This is a genomic window from Amycolatopsis roodepoortensis (assembly GCF_014873915.1).
Classification (GTDB): Bacteria; Actinomycetota; Actinomycetes; order Mycobacteriales; family Pseudonocardiaceae; genus Amycolatopsis; species Amycolatopsis roodepoortensis.
The window spans coordinates 626,704-646,125 of record NZ_JADBEJ010000005.1 but is presented as its reverse complement, the minus strand read 5'-3'; the positions used below and the strand labels follow the sequence as shown (position 1 = coordinate 646,125).

General features: G+C 70.2%; 18 protein-coding genes. 7 read left to right on the top strand and 11 right to left on the bottom strand.

Annotation, left to right across the window (positions count from 1 at the left end; genetic code table 11):
* The first annotated feature begins 60 nt into the window (after positions 1–60).
* Together H4W30_RS22495 and H4W30_RS22490 are read left to right on the top strand one after the other, a co-directional pair.
* Positions 61–1,068 carry a hydroxyacid dehydrogenase gene (locus tag H4W30_RS22495; RefSeq protein ID WP_192744661.1) on the top strand — a complete coding sequence of 336 codons (1,008 nt, stop codon included), beginning with the start codon at positions 61–63 and terminating at the stop codon, positions 1,066–1,068.
* A 523-nt stretch (positions 1,069–1,591) separates the two neighbouring features.
* On the top strand, positions 1,592–2,500 hold the full coding sequence (locus H4W30_RS22490) for a hypothetical protein (protein ID WP_225949824.1): 909 nt from the start codon (positions 1,592–1,594) through the stop codon (positions 2,498–2,500).
* 461 nt (positions 2,501–2,961) lie between these two features.
* On the opposite strand, the gene H4W30_RS22485 is transcribed toward H4W30_RS22490, so the two are convergent.
* Positions 2,962–3,507, bottom strand: a complete 546-nt coding sequence (locus tag H4W30_RS22485) for an aldo/keto reductase (RefSeq protein ID WP_318780645.1) — start codon at positions 3,505–3,507, stop codon at positions 2,962–2,964.
* A gap of 247 nt (positions 3,508–3,754) precedes the next feature.
* On the opposite strand from H4W30_RS22485, the gene H4W30_RS22480 reads away from it, so the two are divergent.
* A complete protein-coding gene (locus H4W30_RS22480; RefSeq protein WP_192746764.1) occupies positions 3,755–3,991 on the top strand; it encodes a hypothetical protein in 237 nt (78 codons plus the stop codon).
* Positions 3,992–3,997: 6 nt separating this feature from the next.
* Here H4W30_RS22480 and H4W30_RS22475 read toward each other — a convergent pair whose 3' ends face one another.
* The 9 genes from H4W30_RS22475 to H4W30_RS22435 form a co-directional block, all read right to left on the bottom strand.
* Positions 3,998–4,999 (bottom strand): LysR family transcriptional regulator, encoded by a 1,002-nt coding sequence (locus tag H4W30_RS22475; protein WP_192744659.1) that lies wholly within the window; start codon positions 4,997–4,999, stop codon positions 3,998–4,000.
* The gene (locus H4W30_RS22470; RefSeq protein ID WP_225949822.1) at positions 4,996–5,622 is read right to left on the bottom strand and encodes a sigma-70 family RNA polymerase sigma factor; all 627 of its coding nucleotides are present in this window, start codon (positions 5,620–5,622) and stop codon (positions 4,996–4,998) included. Before H4W30_RS22470 ends, H4W30_RS22475 begins: the two co-directional genes overlap by 4 nt.
* The gene (locus H4W30_RS22465; RefSeq protein WP_192744658.1) at positions 5,607–6,953 is read right to left on the bottom strand and encodes an alpha-lytic protease prodomain-containing protein; all 1,347 of its coding nucleotides are present in this window, start codon (positions 6,951–6,953) and stop codon (positions 5,607–5,609) included. Before H4W30_RS22465 ends, H4W30_RS22470 begins: the two co-directional genes overlap by 16 nt.
* A gap of 331 nt (positions 6,954–7,284) precedes the next feature.
* A complete protein-coding gene (locus H4W30_RS22460; RefSeq protein ID WP_192744657.1) occupies positions 7,285–8,883 on the bottom strand; it encodes a glycoside hydrolase family 13 protein in 1,599 nt (532 codons plus the stop codon).
* Between the two features lie 51 nt (positions 8,884–8,934).
* Complete coding sequence (locus H4W30_RS22455; protein WP_126732249.1) at positions 8,935–9,804, bottom strand: carbohydrate ABC transporter permease; 870 nt, start codon at positions 9,802–9,804, stop codon at positions 8,935–8,937.
* Positions 9,801–10,775, bottom strand: coding sequence for a carbohydrate ABC transporter permease (locus H4W30_RS22450; RefSeq protein ID WP_192744656.1), 975 nt, complete (start codon positions 10,773–10,775; stop codon positions 9,801–9,803). The genes H4W30_RS22455 and H4W30_RS22450 overlap by 4 nt, the downstream gene beginning before the upstream one ends.
* Positions 10,753–12,126 (bottom strand): ABC transporter substrate-binding protein, encoded by a 1,374-nt coding sequence (locus tag H4W30_RS22445; RefSeq protein ID WP_192744655.1) that lies wholly within the window; start codon positions 12,124–12,126, stop codon positions 10,753–10,755. Before H4W30_RS22445 ends, H4W30_RS22450 begins: the two co-directional genes overlap by 23 nt.
* Positions 12,127–12,332: 206 nt before the next feature.
* The gene (locus tag H4W30_RS22440) at positions 12,333–13,337 is read right to left on the bottom strand and encodes a LacI family DNA-binding transcriptional regulator (RefSeq protein ID WP_192744654.1); all 1,005 of its coding nucleotides are present in this window, start codon (positions 13,335–13,337) and stop codon (positions 12,333–12,335) included.
* A 32-nt stretch (positions 13,338–13,369) separates the two neighbouring features.
* On the bottom strand, positions 13,370–14,716 hold the full coding sequence (locus tag H4W30_RS22435; RefSeq protein WP_378233396.1) for an MFS transporter: 1,347 nt from the start codon (positions 14,714–14,716) through the stop codon (positions 13,370–13,372).
* Between H4W30_RS22435 and H4W30_RS22430 the strand changes: the two genes are divergently transcribed.
* Positions 14,624–15,169 (top strand): hypothetical protein, encoded by a 546-nt coding sequence (locus H4W30_RS22430; RefSeq protein ID WP_318780644.1) that lies wholly within the window; start codon positions 14,624–14,626, stop codon positions 15,167–15,169. The genes H4W30_RS22435 and H4W30_RS22430 overlap by 93 nt on opposite strands.
* A gap of 113 nt (positions 15,170–15,282) precedes the next feature.
* A complete protein-coding gene (locus tag H4W30_RS22425) occupies positions 15,283–16,665 on the top strand; it encodes a PepSY-associated TM helix domain-containing protein (protein WP_192744652.1) in 1,383 nt (460 codons plus the stop codon).
* Here the strand turns inward: H4W30_RS22425 and H4W30_RS22420 are convergent.
* Entirely contained in the window at positions 16,655–17,551 is an 897-nt protein-coding gene (locus H4W30_RS22420; protein WP_192744651.1) for an SDR family NAD(P)-dependent oxidoreductase, read from the bottom strand. The two genes, H4W30_RS22425 and H4W30_RS22420, sit on opposite strands and share 11 nt — an antisense overlap.
* 79 nt (positions 17,552–17,630) lie before the next feature.
* On the opposite strand from H4W30_RS22420, the gene H4W30_RS22415 reads away from it, so the two are divergent.
* Both H4W30_RS22415 and H4W30_RS22410 read left to right on the top strand, forming a co-directional pair.
* Entirely contained in the window at positions 17,631–18,206 is a 576-nt protein-coding gene (locus H4W30_RS22415) for a TetR/AcrR family transcriptional regulator (protein WP_192744650.1), read from the top strand.
* Between the two features lie 9 nt (positions 18,207–18,215).
* On the top strand, positions 18,216–19,334 hold the full coding sequence (locus H4W30_RS22410; RefSeq protein WP_192744649.1) for a PucR family transcriptional regulator: 1,119 nt from the start codon (positions 18,216–18,218) through the stop codon (positions 19,332–19,334).
* Positions 19,335–19,422 lie beyond the last annotated feature (88 nt).

The following is a 19,422-nucleotide window of genomic DNA, read 5'->3' as shown; positions in this document are numbered from 1 at the left end:
GGACTCGCCGTGCGTGGACCGGGTCAAGCATCCGATGTATGGTCGCCGCCGGAGGTAGGAATGACCGAGCTGCGACACCGGCCGACGGCACTTCTCGTGATGGAGGAACGCCGCCGCGACGACGTTTATCCCGAGGCGGTGCTCAAGGAGATCGAAACGCTGGTGGACCTGCGTGAGCCGCTCACCCGTGAGCGGCTGGCAGCGGACCCGGCGGCACTGGAAGGCGTCGAGATCCTGCTGTCCGGCTGGGGTGCCCCGGTGCTGGACTCCGTCCTCTTGGGACACGCGCGGGACCTTCGGGCCGTGCTCGTCGCCGCCGGCTCGGTGCGGCCGCTGACCACGCCCGAGTTCTGGGCGCGCGAGCTGCCGATCGTGTCCGCCGCGGCCGCGAACGCCGTCCCCGTCGCCGAGTTCACCCTCGCCCAGGTCCTCTTAGGACTGAAGCAGGTGCACCGGATTTCCCGGGAGATCCGGGAGCGGCGGGCCTATCCGCCGGACCCGAGGGTCGCCGGCGCCTACCGGTCCCGGGTCGGGCTGCTCGGCCTCGGCGAGATCGGTGCTCTCGTCGCGTCGCATTTGCTCGGTTTCGACGTCGAGGTGCTCGCGAGTGACCCCGTCGTCGACCCGGCGACGGCTGACGGACTCGGCGTGCGGCTGGTTGAGCTGGACGAACTGTTCGCCACGTGTCCCGTGGTCAGCCTGCACGCGCCGCTGCTCCCGGAGACCGAGGGGCTGGTCGACGGGAAGCTGGTGGCCAGGATGGGCATCGGCGCGACCTTGATCAACACCGCTCGCGGTGCCGTCGTCGACGAGCCGTCGGTCGTCCCGGTGCTGCGCGAGCGCCCTGATCTCACGGCGATCCTCGACGTCACCTGGCCCGAACCGCCCGAGCCGGACTCACCGCTGTACACGTTGCCGAACGTGGTGCTCACCCCGCACCTGGCGGGCGCGCTGGGCGCCGAACGCGCTCGGATGGGTGAGCTGGTGGCGGCGGAGCTACGGCGGTTCGTGCTCGGGCAGCCGCTGGAGCACGCTGTCGCGCCGGATCGGGCTCACTTGAGGGCTTGATGCTCACAAGTGAGCCCGCGGTGCTGCACGCCTTGGGTGATTGGGGCGTGGGTGATCTGCTGGGGGGAGCGGGTGGATCTGGTCGGCCATTCGCTGGGCGGCCGGGTCACCGTGCTGCTCGCCCAGCGCTTGCCGGCGGCTGATCGGCCGATCATGGCCGAACTGCGCACGCCCGACCCGGATGGTGGGCCGGCTCGTAACGATCACCGCGACGCCCCTGTTGGTCGGCGGCGGGCCGTCCAGCGATGTCACCCGAAAGTCGCTGGAGCGGATGTGCGGACTGATCCCAGACTGCCGTTTGGTGGCCATCGAGGACGCGGGGGCATCGTGTGGCCGGAGGAGTTCGCGGCGGGGGCGGGAAGTTCCTCGGGCCGGCGTAATCTGAGTGCCCTGGCTTGGGGGAGGACCGGTGGCCGTGTTTACCTGTGCGGGGTGTGCCGCTGACCTGACCGTGCCGGTTTCCCGCGTCGCTCTCCCTGTGCATGCTCATAGCCGTGCTGAACACGTCCTGCTTCCGTCGCTCATGCGGGCGGGAACTCATGCCGTCGATCCCGAGCCGTTCGGTCCGCCTTGGCGGCCGTGGGACGAGGCAGAGGGCGAAGCCCGTGGACTGTTCGCTCCTCTCGCCTCGCTTTCGTACGGGCCCGCCGGAATGATCGTGGTCGCGCCGGGTGACACCCGGGGAACCGTGCTGATCCCGGAGCGATGCGACGGCGACTGCTACGGAGTGGACGGTCGCGACGGCTCCAATCTCGCCTGCGCCCGGTGTGGCCTGGAGGTGGGGACCCGGATCGACGACTGCTCGCTCTGGCAGGCAGTGCGGCTCCTCCCGGATGCCGTGCGGCGCGAGGAAACTCCCGGGACGTTCGACGAGCCTGTCGAAGGTGTGCCGCCGGTCGGGCCCGAGGGAGCGTGGAGTCTGTATTGGGAGGCGGCGATCGCCGAGGCGCTGGCACATCTGCTCGCGGTTTCCGGCGGGAGGGTGATCGCCCTCGAGGACGGCCTTGTCGCCGAGGTGTTCCGCCCCGCGCTCGCCTTGCTTCCGCCCGGACCACCGCACCGGAACTTGGCGCTCGCGGGCCCCGGATTGCCGGAAACCGACGACATCGCGCTTGTGCCGCGGGATCCGGTGACCGGCCGGTCGTGGCCGCACTCCGGCGCGGCCGACGTGGTGCCGGTCGCCGCCGAGGTGTGGACGTGGCTGGCTTTCGGCCACGACCCGGTGACGGCCCCGGTCTCCGGCGTGATGCCGACGGGTGTCCTGCGCGACGATCCGTTGCCGAAGCGCCCGCGCGACCTTTTCCGCCCCGCGCCGGACGTCTTCCTGCATACCTTGGCGCGGCTCCCGGCCGTTCGGCAGCCGTGGTTGCGGGCGATCTACGACCGAGTGAGCGCCGCCCCGTGGGCCGGTCTCGCGGAGCTGGCCGTATAACGACCTATACCGCGTGCCGGTGGTCTTTACCGGTATTCGGCGACAAGCCGGTGGGGCGCGCCGACTATCCGGCGACGATTCGGGTGCCAGGAACGGTTTCGGTAACGCCACGGTCTGTTGCCGTGAATCGGCGACGGATAGCGATGCTCTAGGCGACCAGTCTGCTGCCGCGAAACGGCGACGATCTGAGTGACCCCACCTCGTTGCCGCGAAACGGCGACGGCCCGCGGATGGCGGCGGATCGGTTGGCCACGCGCCATGGTCACCGGTGCCCAGTTGCCGCGAAACGGCGACGCCGAGCGGCCGCATGAGGCCCTCCGCGGCAACCCCCACGGCCATTGCCGCGAGACGGCGAGGTGGCCCGAAGCCTGTCGCCACAAAACGGCGACAGAGGGCGACCGCCAGCAAAAGGTCACCAGTTCCGCACCACAGGCCCATACCCCGCCGGCTTGTCCCGACCTTCACCCCGGCGAGATCACCCAGTTCTGGTATTCCGGCGTGAACATCCGGTACACCGACTCCGGCGGCACGGCGCTGGCCTCGTCGAGGAGCGCCCGCAGGTCCGGCGGCAGTTCGAAGTCCAGCGCGGCCATGCTTTTGCCCTGCCGGTCCGCGCTGCTCGCCGCGACGCCCGGCTGGGTCGTGACCCAGTTGATCGCGACCTGCGCCATCGTGACGCCGAGTTCGGTCGCGACCTTCTCCAGTGGCTTCAGCAGCGCCCAGTCGCGGTAGGTCCACGTCAGCCTGCCCACACCGGACGGCGTCTCGCCGGTCTGGCGGTACTTGCCGGTGAGGAACCCGCCTGCCAGCTGGCTCCACGCGGTGATGCCGAGCCCGAGATGCCGTCCCATCGGCACGTGTTCGGCCTCGATCGTCCGTTCCACGAGCGAATAGGGCAGCTGGAGATTGGCGGCTGGCGTGAGCGCGTTCGCCTCGGTGAAGCTCTGCGCCCGTGCGGCGTACTCATTCCCGCGCGCACCAGGTCGTCGAACGTCGTCGACGGTCACGTGGATGTGGCCGATCCAGAGGTTTTCGCCCGGTACCGCAGCACGACCAGACCCATCGCGAGCTGGTCGGGCAGCGGCTCGTCCACGACCAGCGACAGCGGCACCGCGGGAGCGGGCGTGGGGCACCGCGGGCGGCGGTGAGCAGCTAGGACGGATGTACGTCACCGTGACACTTTCCGGTGATCACTCCGTGAACCGCCCGGATCCGGGGAACCCGGGGGCATCGACGGAATAGGAGAGCACGATGATGAAGACCAGAATCGCCGCATTGGCGGCCGCGGTCACGTTCATGGGCGCCGTCACGGCCTCGCCCGCCATGGCGGACCCGGTGCCCGGCAGCCCGAACCAGTTCTACGCGTCCTGCGCGGTCGATCTGCTGGGTGTACCGGTGGGATGCCTCGAGACCGACGAAGAGCACGCGACGCACATCTGTCAGTACGTGCTCACGGCCTTCGGGCTGGGCCTCGACTGCATCCAGCGCTGAATCCGGTCACGTGCCGAGCCAGCCGGGGTTGGCCGCCGCCCACACGGGAAGCCGATGCCGGATCACGGCCGACTCGGTGATCGAGTCCGTCAGTCCACTTCGGACAGTCGGTACGTCGACGGGCGAACCGTCGCGCCACAACAGGAGATGACGCGTCCGAAGCGGCACACCCCGCAGTGCCACCAGCGTGCCCGGGATCGTGGAACCGGAATCGAGGGAGCGGGCGGGTGCCACCGCGCGGGGTTCGTGCCGGACGGTCTGGCGCAACGCCATCGGGTCCAGCTTCCGTACGGTGATCGCGCCGAGGCCGGCGCGGTCGCACTGGTCGGTCAGGTGAACGTGGAACTCGTCGTCCTCGCCCGCCGGAACCAGCCAGATCGAGCCGTCGAGCTCGGCGAGGGACACCTCGCCGAGTCCGGCGGCGAGATGGTCCGGGGACACGACGACGAAGACCGGCTCCGTGCCGACGGGAAGCAGGTGGATGCCCTCGGGCGGGACGATCTCCTGCCCCGGATGGTCCACGTACAGCGCCAATTCCACCGTGCCGTCAAGCAGCGCCGAGAACAACGCCGCCCGGCTCGTCACCGCCACTTGTTCGACCGGACGGCCGGGGGCCGCGGCGGCGACCACGCCGCTCAGCGTTTCGGCGAAGATGGTCGGAAGCGCGCCGATCCGGAGCAGTCCCTCGGAAGGTGCGCCGCGAAACCGGCGGATCGCGCGTTCGAGGTCGTCCGCCGCGACCAGTACGCGGCGCGCGTGGTCGAGCAGCACCTCGCCCAGCTCGGTGGGCCGCACGCCGTGCCGGTCGCGTACGAACACCGTCCGTTCCAGTGCCCGCTCGACCCGGTGGAGCTGTGCGCTCAACGCGGGCTGGGAGAGCCCGAGCGCGGTCGCGGCGTTCGCGATGCTGCCCGCCGACGCGATCGCGTCGAGCAGGCGCAGGTGCCGGACGTCGACTTCCGCCGGCCAGGTGTGGCCGTCCCCGGGACCGATCAGGGGGCTGATCACAGGTCGTCCTCGCTGATGAGCGTACGGAGTTTGTGCAGCGCCCGATGCTGGGCGACCCGGACCAGGCCGGGGCTCACCCGCAGGACCGCGCCCGCCTCGGGCGCCGTCATGCCGACGGTGATCCGCAGCCGCAGGATCTCCTGCTGGATATCGGGCAGGCTGCTCATCAGCCGCGTCAACCGGTCGTGACCGTCGGCCGCGAGAGCCTGCCACTCGGGTTCGTTGGGCTCGGGCGTCGCGTGATCGGGCGGATCGGGCGTGGGCTCCGATCGGTCCCTGGCTCGCCTTCGGAAGGCAGCGGCGACCTTCCGGGCGGCGATCCGCAGGACAGCGGTGATGAAGGAACCGCCGGTGGTGTGCGCGGCGGGCAGTGCGGTGAGCACGGCGAGGCAGGTCTCCTGCGCGACGTCGTCCGCGTCCGTTGCGTCCATCCGGCTCCGGCAGTAGTCCGCGACCACCGGCTGGACGATGTTCATCAACTCGGTCGTCGCCGCGGGGTCGCCGCGGCGGGCGCGCGGGACGAGGGATTCGAGATCCGCCGTCAGGGCGCCGTCGTCAGGGGGAGGAGCCGCCCCCGGCGAGGTGAGGTCGCCGGGGGCGGTCCAGGTCAGGCGAGTTCCCAAAGCGCGGGCACGTTCGGCGGTTCCCAGCCGGGCATGGAGGTGTGCGGCTGGATGACCCGGTAGTTGCTGCCGCCGTAGCTGGCGGTCGCGCCGGAGCCGTAGTACGTGTACGGCGCCCAGGTGCCGCCCGGCGGGTTCGACGTCGTCGGGCTGGTCGGGGTGGTGGGCGTGGTCGGCGTCGTGGTGGTGCTGGACGGCGGGTTGCCGCTGACCGTCAGACGCAGGTTGTAGACGCTCAGGATCTCCGAGACAGGCTGGAAGTAGATGGTGCCGCCAGAGGTGCAGTTGCCGGAGCCACCGGAGGTGACGCCCTGCGCCTGGTCGCCGGTGAGCCACGAACCGCCGGAGTCGCCGGGCTCGGCGCAGGCGTTGGTCCGGGTCAGGCCGGTGATGGTGCCCTCGGGGTAGGTGACCGAGGTGTTCTTCTGCAGGATCGTGCCGCAACGCCAGCCGGTGGTGGAGCCGGAGCGGCAGACCGACGAGTTGACCGGGGCCTCGGTCGAACCGGCGACCGGCACGGTGCCGGGGTAGCGGTTCACCAGCGGGCGCGGAGTGTTGCCCGCGTCGGCGCGGACCCAGGCGTAGTCGTTGCCGGGGAAGCTGGAACCGGCGACGGACCCGCTGGGGTTCGAGGTGCGGGTGCCGGTCCTGCCGCAGTGGCCGGCGGTCACGAAGCCGCCGTCGACGGCGAAACCGATGGAGCAGCGGCCCGAGCCGAAGGTGTAGGCGTTGCCGCCGATGATGTCGATCAGCGGACGCGGCTGTTCGGTGCTGGCCTCGACGCGGACCAGGTCGGACGGCACGCCGGACTCGGCCGCCCACGCCTTCGCGGCGCCTTCGCCACCGGCGTTGGCGAGTACGACGATCGAGTTGGTGGTGACGTCGGTGAACCAGCCCGGCACGGTCTTCGGCGCCTTGGCGGACTTGGCGTCGAGCCGCAGCTTCGCCGCGTCGAGATCGGCGGCGCTGCGGGCGACGGTCTTCGGGGTGGCGCCCGCGGCACGCACCAGGTCGCCCACGGCGGCGTCGGTGACCGCCACGGTCAGCGTGGTCCCGCTGCCGTCGAGCCACGACCCGGCGTACGACGTGCCGAGCTGCTTCTTCAGCGTGTTGTCGGCGACGGCGGCGCGCTGTTCGCTCGCCATCCGGAGCTTGGCCTGCTCCGGGGTGAGCTTCAGGTCGCGGGCCATCGCGGCCAGCATTTCGGACTGGGCCTGGTCACCGGCGGTGGCCTGCTGACCGGCGCTCGCGTTGGGGGTGAGGGCGATGGCGGTGACCAGGCCGGCCCCGGTTATCGCCGCGGCTGTGGCGGCTAAGATCTTTCTGTTCATTTCGACGCTTTCCTCGAAACGGGCGGGGGAGGGGGATTCGTCCCCGACCGTACGAGGCGGATCACGCAACTGGTACATACCATTTGGGTCATATCGCCCGGCTGGAACGTGGGGTGATATGGCGGTGGTCCGTGCGGTTCCGGCAGGCGTTTTCGTTGCGGTGCAACGGTTCAGCAGCAGCCGGGAGAAAGGTGGCACCGGCTCGCGATCCGGTGTCCCATGTCGTCAATACCGTACTTTTGAAGGGTATGGCAAAGGGAACGCCGGAACTTCTCACAGTGTGGGGAGTGCCCGTCGTGCCGGGGGTATCCACGGCACGACGGGCACCTGATCAGGTGCGCAGCCACACCGCCGTGTCCGTCGGGAGTTCACCCTCGACGGGACCGCTGGCCATGAGTACTTCGCGGTGCGGCGGCAACGCCACCGGCTTGTCCGAGAAGTTCAGCACGAAGGTGAAATCCGGCTCCCGGGTGAACGCCAGCACGCCGTCGCCCTGTGTCAGCCATTCCAGACCGCCGGGGCCGAGCGCGGGAAGTTCGCTCCGCAGGCGCAGGCCGGCGCGGTAGAGCCGGAGCATCGACGCGGGATCGGCCGCCTGCGCCTCCGCCGTGCTGGAGCGCCATTCTTCGGGCTGGGGCAGCCACGTCCCGCCGGTGCCGAAACCGAACGGCGGTGCGTCACCGGACCAGGGGAGCGGGACCCGGCAGCCGTCCCGGCCGGGATCGGCGCCGTTCGTCCGGGTCCACACCGGATCCTGGCGCAGCCCGTCCGGGATGTCCTCGATCTCCCACAGTCCGAGCTCTTCCCCTTGGTAGACGTACAGGCCACCGGGGAGCGCCATGGTCAGCAACGCCGCCGCCCGCGCTCGCCGGGTCCCGAGTTCGCGGTCCACCGGGGTGCCGTGCAGCCGGTCGGCGAAAGCGAAGCCGGTGTCGCCTTCGCGGCCGTACCGGGTCACGTGCCGGGTGACGTCGTGGTTCGACAGCACCCAGGCCGCGGGCGCGCCGACCTCGTCGTGCGCGGCCAGCGTCCGCTCGATGACGTCCCGGAACCGCTCGGAATCCCACGGGCACACCAGGAAATCGAAGTTGAACGCCGCGTGCAGTTCGTCGCGGCGCAGGTACCGCGCGGCCCGCGACATGTCCGGCAGCCACATCTCACCGACCATCACCCGGTCGCCCGGGTAGCTGTCGGCGATCTTCCGCCACGACCGGTAGATCTCGTGCAGCCCTTCCTGGTCGGAGAACGGCGTCTCGTCGCCGGGATCGACGTCGGGCAGGCGCGGGTCCTTCACCAGCCCGTCCGCGACGTCGATGCGGAAACCGTCGACCCCGCGGTCGAACCAGAACCGCAGCACGTCCTCGAAATCGGCGCGGATGTCCTGGTTGTCCCAGTTGAAGTCCGGCTGGCGCGAGCTGTACAGATGCAGGTACCACTCGCCGTCCGGGACCCGCGTCCACGCGGATCCGCCGAAGCGCGACTTCCAGTTGTTCGGCGGCTCGGAGCCGTCCGGCCCGCGGCCCGGCCGGAACCAGAACCGCTGCCGCTCCGGAGATCCCGGCTCCGCGGCCAATGCCTCCTTGAACCAGCGGTGCTCGTCGGAGCAGTGGTTCGGCACGATGTCGATGATCACGCGGATCCCCTTGGCGTGGGCCGCGGCGATCAGGTCCTCCGCTTCGGCGAGCGTGCCGAAGAGCGGGTCGATCTCCCGGAAGTCGGCGACGTCGTAGCCGCCGTCGTCCATCGGCGACGGATACCACGGCGTGAACCAGATCGCGTCGATCCCCAGTTCCGCCAGGTAGTCCAGCCGCGCGCGGACCCCGGCGAGATCGCCGATGCCGTCGCCGTTCCCGTCCGCGAAACTGCGGATGTAGACCTGATAGATCGCCGCGCTCCGCCACCATCCGGCGGACTGCCCCAATGCGGTCACGGAAGTGCCCTCCTCAGTTGTTCGTGGATACCCCGAAATGCGGCGAAGAATTCAGCCTTTGAGGCTGCCGGCGGTGAGCCCGGCGAGGATGTGCCGCTGGAACGCCAGGAACAGCGCCACCATCGGCAGGCTGGCCAGCACCATGCCGGCGACGAGCACGTTCAGCGGCATGTCGATGGCCACCCGCTGCAGCATCACCGACAGCGTCTGCTTTTCGGTGTCCGGGAACACCAGCAGCGGCCAGATGAAGTCCTTCCACGCGGCCACCACCGCGAGGATCGAGACCACGGCGAGGATCGGCCGGGAGATCGGCAGGATGATGCGCCACAGTGTGCGCACCGGTCCCGCGCCGTCGAGCCGCGCGGCCTCGATCAGCTCGTCCGGGATCTGATCGAAGAACCGTTTCAGCAGGTAGATGTTGAACGCGTTCGCGGCGGCGGGCAGCCAGACCGCCGCCGGAGAGTTGATCAGGTTGACGTTCAGCAGTGGCAGATCGGTGATCGTCACGTAGGTGGGGACCAGCAGCGCCGCCGCCGGGAGCATCAACGTCACGAGCATCAGCCCGAGTACGACGTTGCCGAACTTCGGCCGCAGTTTGGACAACGCGAACGCCGCGGGGACGTCGATGGCCAGCTGGGCCAGCCAGGCGCCGCCCGCGACGACGACGGTGTTGAGGAAGTACTTGCCGAGACTCAGCTGGTCCCAAGCGTCGGCGAAGGTCCCCGGATGCCATTCGTTCGGGATGAAGGTGGCCGGCGTCTGCGCCAGTTCCTGCGGCGACTTCATCGCGCCAGTCACCGCCCAATACAGCGGGAACAGGAACGCGATGACGAACAGGAGCAGGGTGCAGCCGAAGATCACGGCGTACCCGATCTTGCCCCCGGGGCTGCGGAGTGTGCTGGGGGAGACGAGCGTCCTCATGACTGATCCGCCTTCCGGGTCAGGCGCACGTACAACGCGGAGAACACCCCGAGCGCGACGAACAACAGCAGGCTCAACGCGCTGGCCGAGCCGAAGTCGTTGTAGACGAAGGCATAGCGGTACAGCAGCAGGAGGACGGTGACGGTCGAGTCGTCCGGTCCGCCGCCGGTCATCACGTACGGTTCGGTGAACACCTGCATGGTCGCGACGACCTGCAGCAACAGCAGCACCAGCAACACGAACCGGGTCTGCGGCAGCGTGACATGGATCAGGCGTTTCCACAGTCCGGCGCCGTCCAGCTCCGCGGCTTCGTAGAGCTCACCGGGGATGGTGCCGAGCGCGGCGAGGTAGATCAGTGTGGTGCTGCCCATGTTCGCCCACGTCGACACGAACACCAGCGACAGCATCGACGTGTCGCTCGAGTCGAGCCACTGGCCGCCGGGCAGGCCCACGACGCCGAGCGCTGAGTTGAACAGGCCGGCGCCCGGGTCGTAGAACCACTTCCACATCAGGGCGGTGACCACCGGCGGCAGCATCACCGGCAGGTAGACCGCGAGCCGGAAGAACGCCTTGGCGTGCCGCAGTTCGTTGAGCAGCACGGCGGTCACGAACGGCACCACGAACCCGAAGACCAGTGCGAGCACGGTGAACAACAGCGTGTTGCGCCAGGCGACGCCGAACAGCGGGTCTTCGAACAGCCGGGTGAAATTGTCGAAGCCGACCCACGTCGGCGGGTTGACGAAGTCGACCTGCTGGAAGCTCAGCAGCACCCCGCGCACGATCGGGTACCAGGAGAACAGCGCGAACACCACGAGCGCGGCGCACAACAGGCCGTACGCGGTGAGATTCTCCTTGAGCTTGCGGCGCAACCGGTTCCGGCGGCGTTCGGCGGCCGAAGCGACCGGGCGACCGGCCCGCGACGACGCTGTCGCGGGCCAGTCGAGGACGCTACTTGACCTGGGCGAGGACACTGTTGACCTTCGACACGGCCGACGACAGCTGCTGATCGATATTCGCGTTCCGATCGGTGAGCACCGCCTGCATCACACTGTCGAGGATGGCGTAGACCTGCTGCGCGTTCGGCGGTTCGATACTGCCCTTGATCCGCGAGCTGGAGTCCACATAGGACTGGTAGTTCTCGGCGGGAACGTTGGCGTGCTTGGCCTTGATCGCGAGCTGCTGGTCACGGACGGCGCCCTGCCAGACGTCCGGGGTCGGCTCGGCGGGCAGCCCCACCGGCTGCTTGCCGTCGACGTACTGCTGGACGTGCTTCTCGAAGCGCTCCGGGTTGAGGTACTTCCAGCGGACCCATTCCAGACCGGCCTTGATCTTCTCCGGTGAAGCCTTGGGGTTGATCATGTAGCCCTCGCCGCCGAGCAGCGTGCCCTGCCCGCCCGGCATCCCGGCGACGCCGTAGTCCTCGTACTTGCCGTTGAACTGCTTGACCAGCACCGGGACGTTGTCCGGGGCGGCCATGTACATGCCGAGCTGGCCCGCGCCCATCATGCGCTGGACGTCCTGGGCTTCGAGCAGCTGCTTGCTGCCCATCGTGTCGTCTTCCCACCGCATGGCACGCAGCTGGTTCAGGGCGGCCTTGGCCTTGTCGTTGTCGAACGCGGCGACCCATTTGTCGCCGTCCTTGCGGGCGACCTCGCTGCCCATCGAGTAGAGCCAGGCGGTCAGATGCCAGCCGCCCTGGTTGTTCTTGCTGTAGTCGGCGTACCCGACGGTGCCGTTGCCCAGCGCGGCGATCTTCTTCGCGGCCGCACGGACCTCGTCCCAGGTCTGCGGCGGTTTGTTCGGATCGAGCCCGGCCTTCTGGAACAGCGGGCGGCTGTACACCAGGCCCATGCTGTAGTTCATCGTCGGCAGGCCGTAGAGCTTGCCGTCGGCGTCCCGGAAGTTGTCCAGTAATTCCGGTTTGATGTCGCCGAAGTTCTTCAGGCCCTTGGCCGCTTCGGTGATGTCGGCGGCCTGGCGGCGCGCGATGGTCTGCGCCGGGTCGGTGAAGTAGACGTAGTAGACGTCTTCGAGCTGCCCGCCGGCGAGCTTGGCGGAGAACGTCTTCGGATCCATGAACCCCTCGTGGGGCTCGATGTCGATGTCCGGGTGGGTCTCCTCGAACTCCTTGACGTCGGCGTCGAACACGCCGCGCTCGAACGGCTGGCTGGTGGGGGGCTGGCCGGTCACGGTGATCTTGACCTTGCCCCCGGTGCTTTCACCGGAACCGGAACCGCAGGCGGCCACCCCCAGGGTGAGTCCGCCCGCGAGGAGCAGACAGAACATCCGGCGGCGCACGGTGGGGGACCAAGTGCTGCTCATCTTCAAGCCTCATCTCGGGATCGCGACGGCTGTCACGTGATTGCGGTCACTCTAAAGTGAAGCCCCGGATCAACGCAATAACTGGATGAGAACTTGCAACTTTGCGACAGTGCCCCTGGGGTGCCCAAGCGCGTGAAGGCCCCCTTCCCTCGGCTCAGCCGAGGGAAGGGGGCCTTCACGCGCTGGGGGATCCCGCGGTTAGCGGGCTAAGTGCGGCGGGCGGTGGAGCCCCGGACGACGAGTTCGGGGGCGAACAGCAGTTCCTCGGCCGCGACCTCGCCGCCGTTTATGCGCTTGACCAGCAGTTCGACCACGGCGCGGCCCATCGCCTCGATCGGCTGGCGGGTCGTGGTGAGCGGCGGGTCGGTGCAGTTCATCAGGGCCGAATCGTCGTAGCCGACCACCGAGATGTCTTCGGGTACCGATAGCCCCTGCCGCCGGGCCGCGCGGATCGCGCCCAGGGCGAGAAGGTCGCTCGCGCACAGGACGGCCGTCGCGCCGCGCGGGTACAGCCTGGCCGCGGCCGCGTGGCCGCCTTCGATGGAGAACATGCCGTGTTCGACGAGTTCGTCCAGGACCGGGAGCCCGAGTTTCGTCGCGTAGGCGCGGAACGCCTCGAGCTTGCGCTGCGACGGCACGTGGTCGTTCGGGCCGAGGACGAGGCCGATCTTCTCGTGGCCGAGCGAGCTCAGATGCCCGACGACCTGCTCGACGGCGACCGCGTCGTCGCACGAGATCTGCGGCAGCCCGAGGTGGTCGACGGCGGCGTTGATCAGCACCGTCGGCAGGCGGCGCTCGGCGAGATGGTGGTAGTGGGAGTGCACCGCGTCGGCCTGCGCGTAGAGCCCGCCGGCGAACACGACACCGGAGACCTGCTGTTGCAGCAGCAGCTCGACGTACTCCGCCTCGGAGACGCCGCCCGCCGTGCGGGTGCACAGCACCGGGGTGAATCCCTGTTGGGCCAGTGCATTGCCCATGATCTCGGCCAGCGCGGGGAAGATGGGGTTCTGGAGTTCGGGGAGAACCAGTCCGACCAGGCGGGCGCGATCCCCGCGCAGCTGGGTCGGCCGTTCGTAGCCCATCACGTCCAGCGCGGTGAGGACGGCGGCCCGGGTGCCGGCGGAGACCCCGGACCGGCCGTTGAGCACCCGGCTGACCGTGGCTTCACTGACCCCGACCTTGCGGGCGACTTCGGCAAGACGACGCGTCATGGGTGAAACATTACCGCAAGCGAGCGCAAGAACTAGACACTCTTGATCGGTGCGGCGCTCCGGAAATCCCGCGAAGACGGAACGAGGGCGGCCGCGGCGGGGGCGGCGAAGCAGACGACCGCGCACGCCGCCAGCACCGGCGTCGCCCCGAACCGGTCGATCGCGGGAGCGATGAGCGCGAGCCCGGCGGGCGCCAGGCCGTAGGAGAACAGGAAGTCCAAAGAGGACACCCGTGCGAGCTTCCCCGGCTCGACCTCCCGCTGGGTCGCGGTGAACCACGGGACGTTGAACAGTTCGATGCCCAGTCCCGCGACCGCGTAGGCGGCGACGACGAAAGCCGGGTGCACCGGGAACAGCAGGCTCAGCGGCGCGAAGCCGTAGCAGCCGAGCCCGATCAGCGCCGCCCAACCTTGCCGTTCCGGCTGCCAGCGTGCGATGACGACCGCGCCCGCGAGCGCGCCGAGCGTGTACGCGGTGAGCCCGGCGGCAAGGACGGCTTCGGTGTCGTAGCGGTCGCGGCTGACCAGCGGCAGTACGACGCCGGTGGCGGAATAGCCGGTCGCGATCACGGCGGTCAGCGCGCCGAGCCCGGCCAGGAACCACGGGTGACGGCGGGCTTCCCGGAGACCGTCGGCGAACTCGCCGAAGAAACGGACCCTGGTCGTGGCGGGGGCGGGTGAGAAGGTGCCTCGCGGCGGGATCAGCGCCGCCCCCAGCCACAGCACGCCGGTCCCGATCACCAGGGCCGGCGTCGGAGCGAACTGCGAGAGCAAGGCGGTGAGCCCGGGCGCGACGAGCGTCGTGACCCGGACGGCGAGCGTCATCGCGGCGTTGGCTCGCTGACGCCGGTCCTCGGTGATCACTTCCGCGGTCAGAGCCTGGAACGCAGGGCGGCACGCACCCTGCCCGACGCCGACGACGGCGGCCGCGGCGGCCGTCACCAGGACCGATCGGCCCATCCCGGCCGCGATCAGGGGAGTCGCGGCACCCGCGACGAGACCGGCCCAGAGCACGACCCCGCGCCGCGAATACCGGTCGGCCAGCACACCCGCCACCGGGACGGCCACGAGGAACCCCACGGTCCGGGCGGCGAGCACGATGCCGAGGTCCACGGCCGAAAGCGACCGTTCCAGCACCGCGAGCCCGAGGATGAACGGCAGCGCCCAGGTCGCCAGCCCGGAGGCGGTGTTCCCGGTCCAGAGCCGGAGGAAGGACGGGCTGCGGAACACCGGGGTGACGATAGCAAGGAGAGACAACGGGCCCCGTCGCGCTCTACTCTGCCTCCCGTGCGCACGCCGACCTCGTCCCGGGGCCCGGTCAGGCGCCTCCGCGGCGGGGCCGTGGGGGTCCTGACCGGCACTTTGGCGACCGGTGCCCACGCCGGGACCAGCGGACGCGTCCCCGACCTCGGCGTGGTCGTACTGCTCGTCGCCCTGCTGAGCTGGGTGGCGTACGCGTTCGCCGGACGCCGTCGCGGTCCGCTCGCCATCCTCGGCCTGGTGGCGGGCGGGCAGCTCGCGATGCACGCCTGCTTGACCTTCCTGACCTGGCAGTCGCACGCCCATCACGCCGAGACCCCGGGCAACGGCCTGTCCATGGCCGCCGGGCACGCCGCCGCGACCCTCGTGGTGGCGATGGTGCTCGCGGGCGCCGAACACGTCGTGTTCGCGCTCACGGCTCTGATCGCTTCGGTCCTTCCGCGCCGCCTGACCCCGCGGCCGGCGACGGCACCGCTGCGGATCCACGTCCCGCTCGTGGTGGAGTTCCCCGCGGCCGAGGCGCTCCTGCGAGACGTGCTTTCGCGGCGCGGCCCGCCGGTGACGTTCGCCTGATCCCCGAAACCCTGCCGAGACCCATGTCGCGGCAGGGCTCAGCACGCGTGCCGTGACCACCCCGGCGCGCGGCGCAGGCGCACGCCTCCCCACCGACGCCTCAGGAGTTCCCCATGGCAACGCGAATCGAATCGACCACCAGCCCGCCGCGCGCGTCCGGCTGGCGCGGACTCTTCCTCCGTCTCCACTTCTACGCCGGCGTCCTCGTCGGCCCCTTCGTCCTCATCGCCGCGCTCACCGGCGTTCTGTACGCGGCGACGCCGCAGATGGAGTCCTGGATCTACGCCGATCAGCTCCGGGCACCCGTCGGGCTGAAACAGGTCTCCCTCGCCGACCAGGTCAAGGCGGCCCAAGCGGCCAACCCCGGCGGTGACCTGGTCGCCGTCCGGCCCGCCCCCGAACCGGGCGACACGACGCGTGTGCTCTTCGCAGAGGAGGGCCTCGGCGAGTCCGAACGACGCGCGATCTTCGTCGACCCCGCCACCGCGCAGGTGCGCGGGGATCTCGTCGCGTACGGCTCGAGCGGCGCCTTGCCATTCCGGACCACGCTCGACCACCTGCACCGGAACCTGATGCTCGGCGAACCGGGACGGCTCTACAGCGAACTGGCCGCGTCCTGGTTGTGGGTGGTCGCGCTGGGCGGTCTGGTGCTGTGGGTGAGCCGCCGCACCCGGCGGAACGAGAAGACCGAGTCCGAGCGGGGGAAGTCCGTGCGTCGTCACGGATCCGTCGGCCTGTGGGTGCTGCTCGGCGCGCTGTTCCTTTCCGCGACCGGGTTGACGTGGTCGGCGTACGCGGGTGAGAACGTCTCGGCGTTGCGTGAATCCCTCGGCTGGGCCACTCCGGCGTTGAAGGTGACCGGCGCCGACGAGCACGCCGGACACACCGGGCACTCGGGTCACGGCGAGGTGCCCGCCGCGAAACCCGAGAGCGTGGACGCGATGCTCGCTTCGGCGCGTGCCGCCGGGATCGACGCGCCCTCGGTGGAGATCGGGCTGCCCGCGAAACCCGGCGCTCCTTGGCAGGTCACGGAAATCGAACGCGGCTGGCCGACACAGGTCGACGCCGTCGCGGTCGACGGGACCACCGGGCAGATCCTTGGCGAGGTCCGGTTCGACGACTACCCGCTCATGGCCAAGCTCGCCCGCTGGGGGATCGACGCGCATATGGGCGTGCTGTTCGGCTGGCCGAACCAGATCGTGCTGCTCCTGCTCGGCGCCGGTCTGGTCACGCTGGTCGTGCTCGGCTACCGCATGTGGTGGCGGCGCAGGCCGACCCGGGCCACCGGGCTGACCTTCGGGCGGCCCATCCCGCGCGGTCAGTGGCGCAAAGCCCCGCCGGCCCTGGTAGTCGGGCTGCTCGTCGCCGCCGCCGCGATCGGCTGGTTCGTGCCGCTGCTCGGGATCAGCCTGCTGGCGTTCCTGGTGATCGACCTGCTGCTGGGCCTGCGGTCCCGCGGTAGGTCCACATCGGACTCGACCGACGTCACGGTGTGAGCTCCGCGCTCGCCGCCCACAACCGGGCGGCGAGCGCGGTGTCGGCGAGCTTGCCGCGGACCGGCTCCCGGCGGGGTTCGCCGCGCAGACCGAACACCCGGGGACCGAACATCTCGCCGCCGCGCACGGAAGGATCGAGGACCGCGCGAACGGCGGGCCAAGCCCCGGCTTCCTTGCCTTGCAAGAGAAGCCGGGCCGGGAACGTCCGCCCGGACGGTGCCGCGTGCACCGGCCGTGGCGGGGTCAGGGAATCGAGCGCGCCACCGGGATGATCGACGAGGCTCAGTACCGTGCTCCCGGCGGCGCGCAGCCTCCTGTCGAGCTCGAAGGCGAACAGCATCTGGGCCAGCTTCGAGCGTGCGTAAGTGCGTTTGGGCTGGTAGTCGCGCTCGCTCTGGAGGTCGTCGAGGTCGAGTTCCGCGGACTTGCCCACGAAACTGCCCGTCGTGACGACGCGGCCGGCCTCCGCTGTTTCGAGCAAGGGCATCAGCTGGTGCACCAGCACGAAGTGGCCGAGATGGTTGGTGGCGAAGGTCAGTTCGAGGCCCTCGGCGGTCTCCTGCCTCGGCCGGCCCTCCAGGAGTACACCCGCGTTGCAGACGACGGCGTCCAGCCGATCGATCCCCAGAGTGTCCACTGAGGACTTGATGGACGGGAGATCGGAAAGGTCGAGCGGCAGGTGCCCGAGGCTCGCGTCCGGTACCCGGGAGCGGATCGAGGACATCGCGGCATCGGCCTTCGCGGCGTTCCGGCTGCCGAGGAGCACGGTGGCGCCGGATCCGGCGAGCTGCTCCGCGACGAAGTAGCCGATCCCCGCGTTGCCGCCGGTGACCAGGAAGGTCTTGCCGGAGGCCCGGGGCAGGTGGTGGACGTCCCAGTTGCTCATGACATGCTCCTCAAAGTCGAAGTCATTCCGAAGATACACTCGTTGCGAATTCGTAGTGACTTCGATGTAAGCTGGTCGCATGGAACGGACCGAACCCGGCAGACGCGAGCGCAAAAAGGCGGCGACACGCCAAGCCCTGTCGAGTGCGGCGCGAGAGCTGTTCCTGGAGCGGGGCTTCGACAACGTCACCGTCGCCGAGATCGCGGACGCGGCGGACACGGCCGTGTCGACGCTCTTCGCGCACTTCCCGGGTGGCAAGGAGGCACTGATCCTCGGCCACGGTGACGAACGCGAAGCGGCCTTGGCCGCCGCGGTGCGTGGCCGGGCCGAGGGCACCTCGATCCTCGAGGCGTTGCGGGACTTCCTCGCGACTCGCGGCCCGTTCGATCCGGATCCGGACCCGCTGGCGCGCCGTGTCGCGGACCTGGTGGTCGCCACCCCGGCGCTGCGCGCCTACGCCAGGGCACTGTGGACCGGCTGCGAGGACGCGCTCACGAAGGTCATCGCCGAGGAATCGGGCCAGGCCGGCTTCTCCGTGCGGTTGCTGGCGCGTTATGTCCTGGAGGTCCCGGACCTGGCCGGTGTCGAGCCGGATCCGGCCGCGGCGCTGGACGCGGCTTTCGTCGTTCTTCGGCGGGGCTGGCCGGGGCTCTAACCTGGAGGGATGAAAGGTCTGCTCTTGCGGCTGTCCGAGGTGGACGCCGACGCGGAGGCCGCGGTCCGGGTCATCGCCTACTTCGACGAGCTCGTGGCCAAGCAGGCCCGCCTTTCCGATCTGGTGCGCGCCACCGCGGCGCTCGCGGGTTGCGTGGCCGGGCTGCGCCGGGACGGCGTTCCGGCGCCACTGCGGTTCGCGCCGGACGGCGAGCCCGCCGCCGACGCGGTGACCGAGCCCGCGTCGGCCGACCTCGGTGCGCCGCCGGGGAAGGTGTGGCTGGAGCGCATCGGTGCGCCGGGGCCGCTCGACGATCTCGTGCTGGAGCGGTTCGCCATGGCTGCCCGCGTCCTCGGCCGCGCCGAACACGCCGGAAACGCGCCACATCTGGCCGATCCCGCGCTCGTCGAATTGCTGCTGGGTGAGCAGGCGGGGGAGGAGGACCGGGCCAGGGCGCTCCGGCTGCTCGGCCTGGCCGCCGGGCGACCGGTGCGCGTCTTGGCCGTCGGTACCGAGGACGGCCGCGATCCCGGTGCGGCCGCCGTCGGGCTCCTGGCGCGCGGTGGTTCGCTGCCCCGGTTGCACGTGGCGACGGTGGGGGAAGTGGCCGCGGTACTGCTACAACCCCGCGACGACCATGCGATCGTTGGTGCGCTGCGCTCCGCGCTCGCCGACCGGGCGAGGGAACGCGACGCGGCCGGCGGAGTGCGAGTCGGTGTCGGTGACGCCGTGCCTGGGCTGGAGGCGCGCCGCTCGTGGTTGCAGGCCAAGCTGGCGGAGCGGTTCGCCGTCCCCGCCGTCGAGCCGATCGTGGTGCACGGCGACCTGGGCTCGCTCACCCTGCTCGCCGAGGTGCCGGTGGCCCGGTTACGGGGACAGGACGACGTCCTGGCGCTGGACACCCTCGCCGCGACGCCGACCGGGGCCGCCGACGTCGCGGCACTGGAAGCGTTCTGCCGTACGGGATCGCTGCGGCAGGCGGCGGTCGCGCTGCACCGCCACCACAGTTCGGTCGCGGCGCGGCTGGCCCACGTCGAGGACGCGCTGGGCTGGCGGCTGGACGAGCCGGGCGACCGCTTCCGCGCCCGTCTCGCCTTGCTCGCCCGCCGCCTGGCGCAGCGCGGCTAGACCGTGTCGTGCGTGATCCCGGCGCAGGCGGGCCCTCGTGAGTGGCGATGATCGTTCTAACCGTCATTGCCACTCACGACCTCGCTGA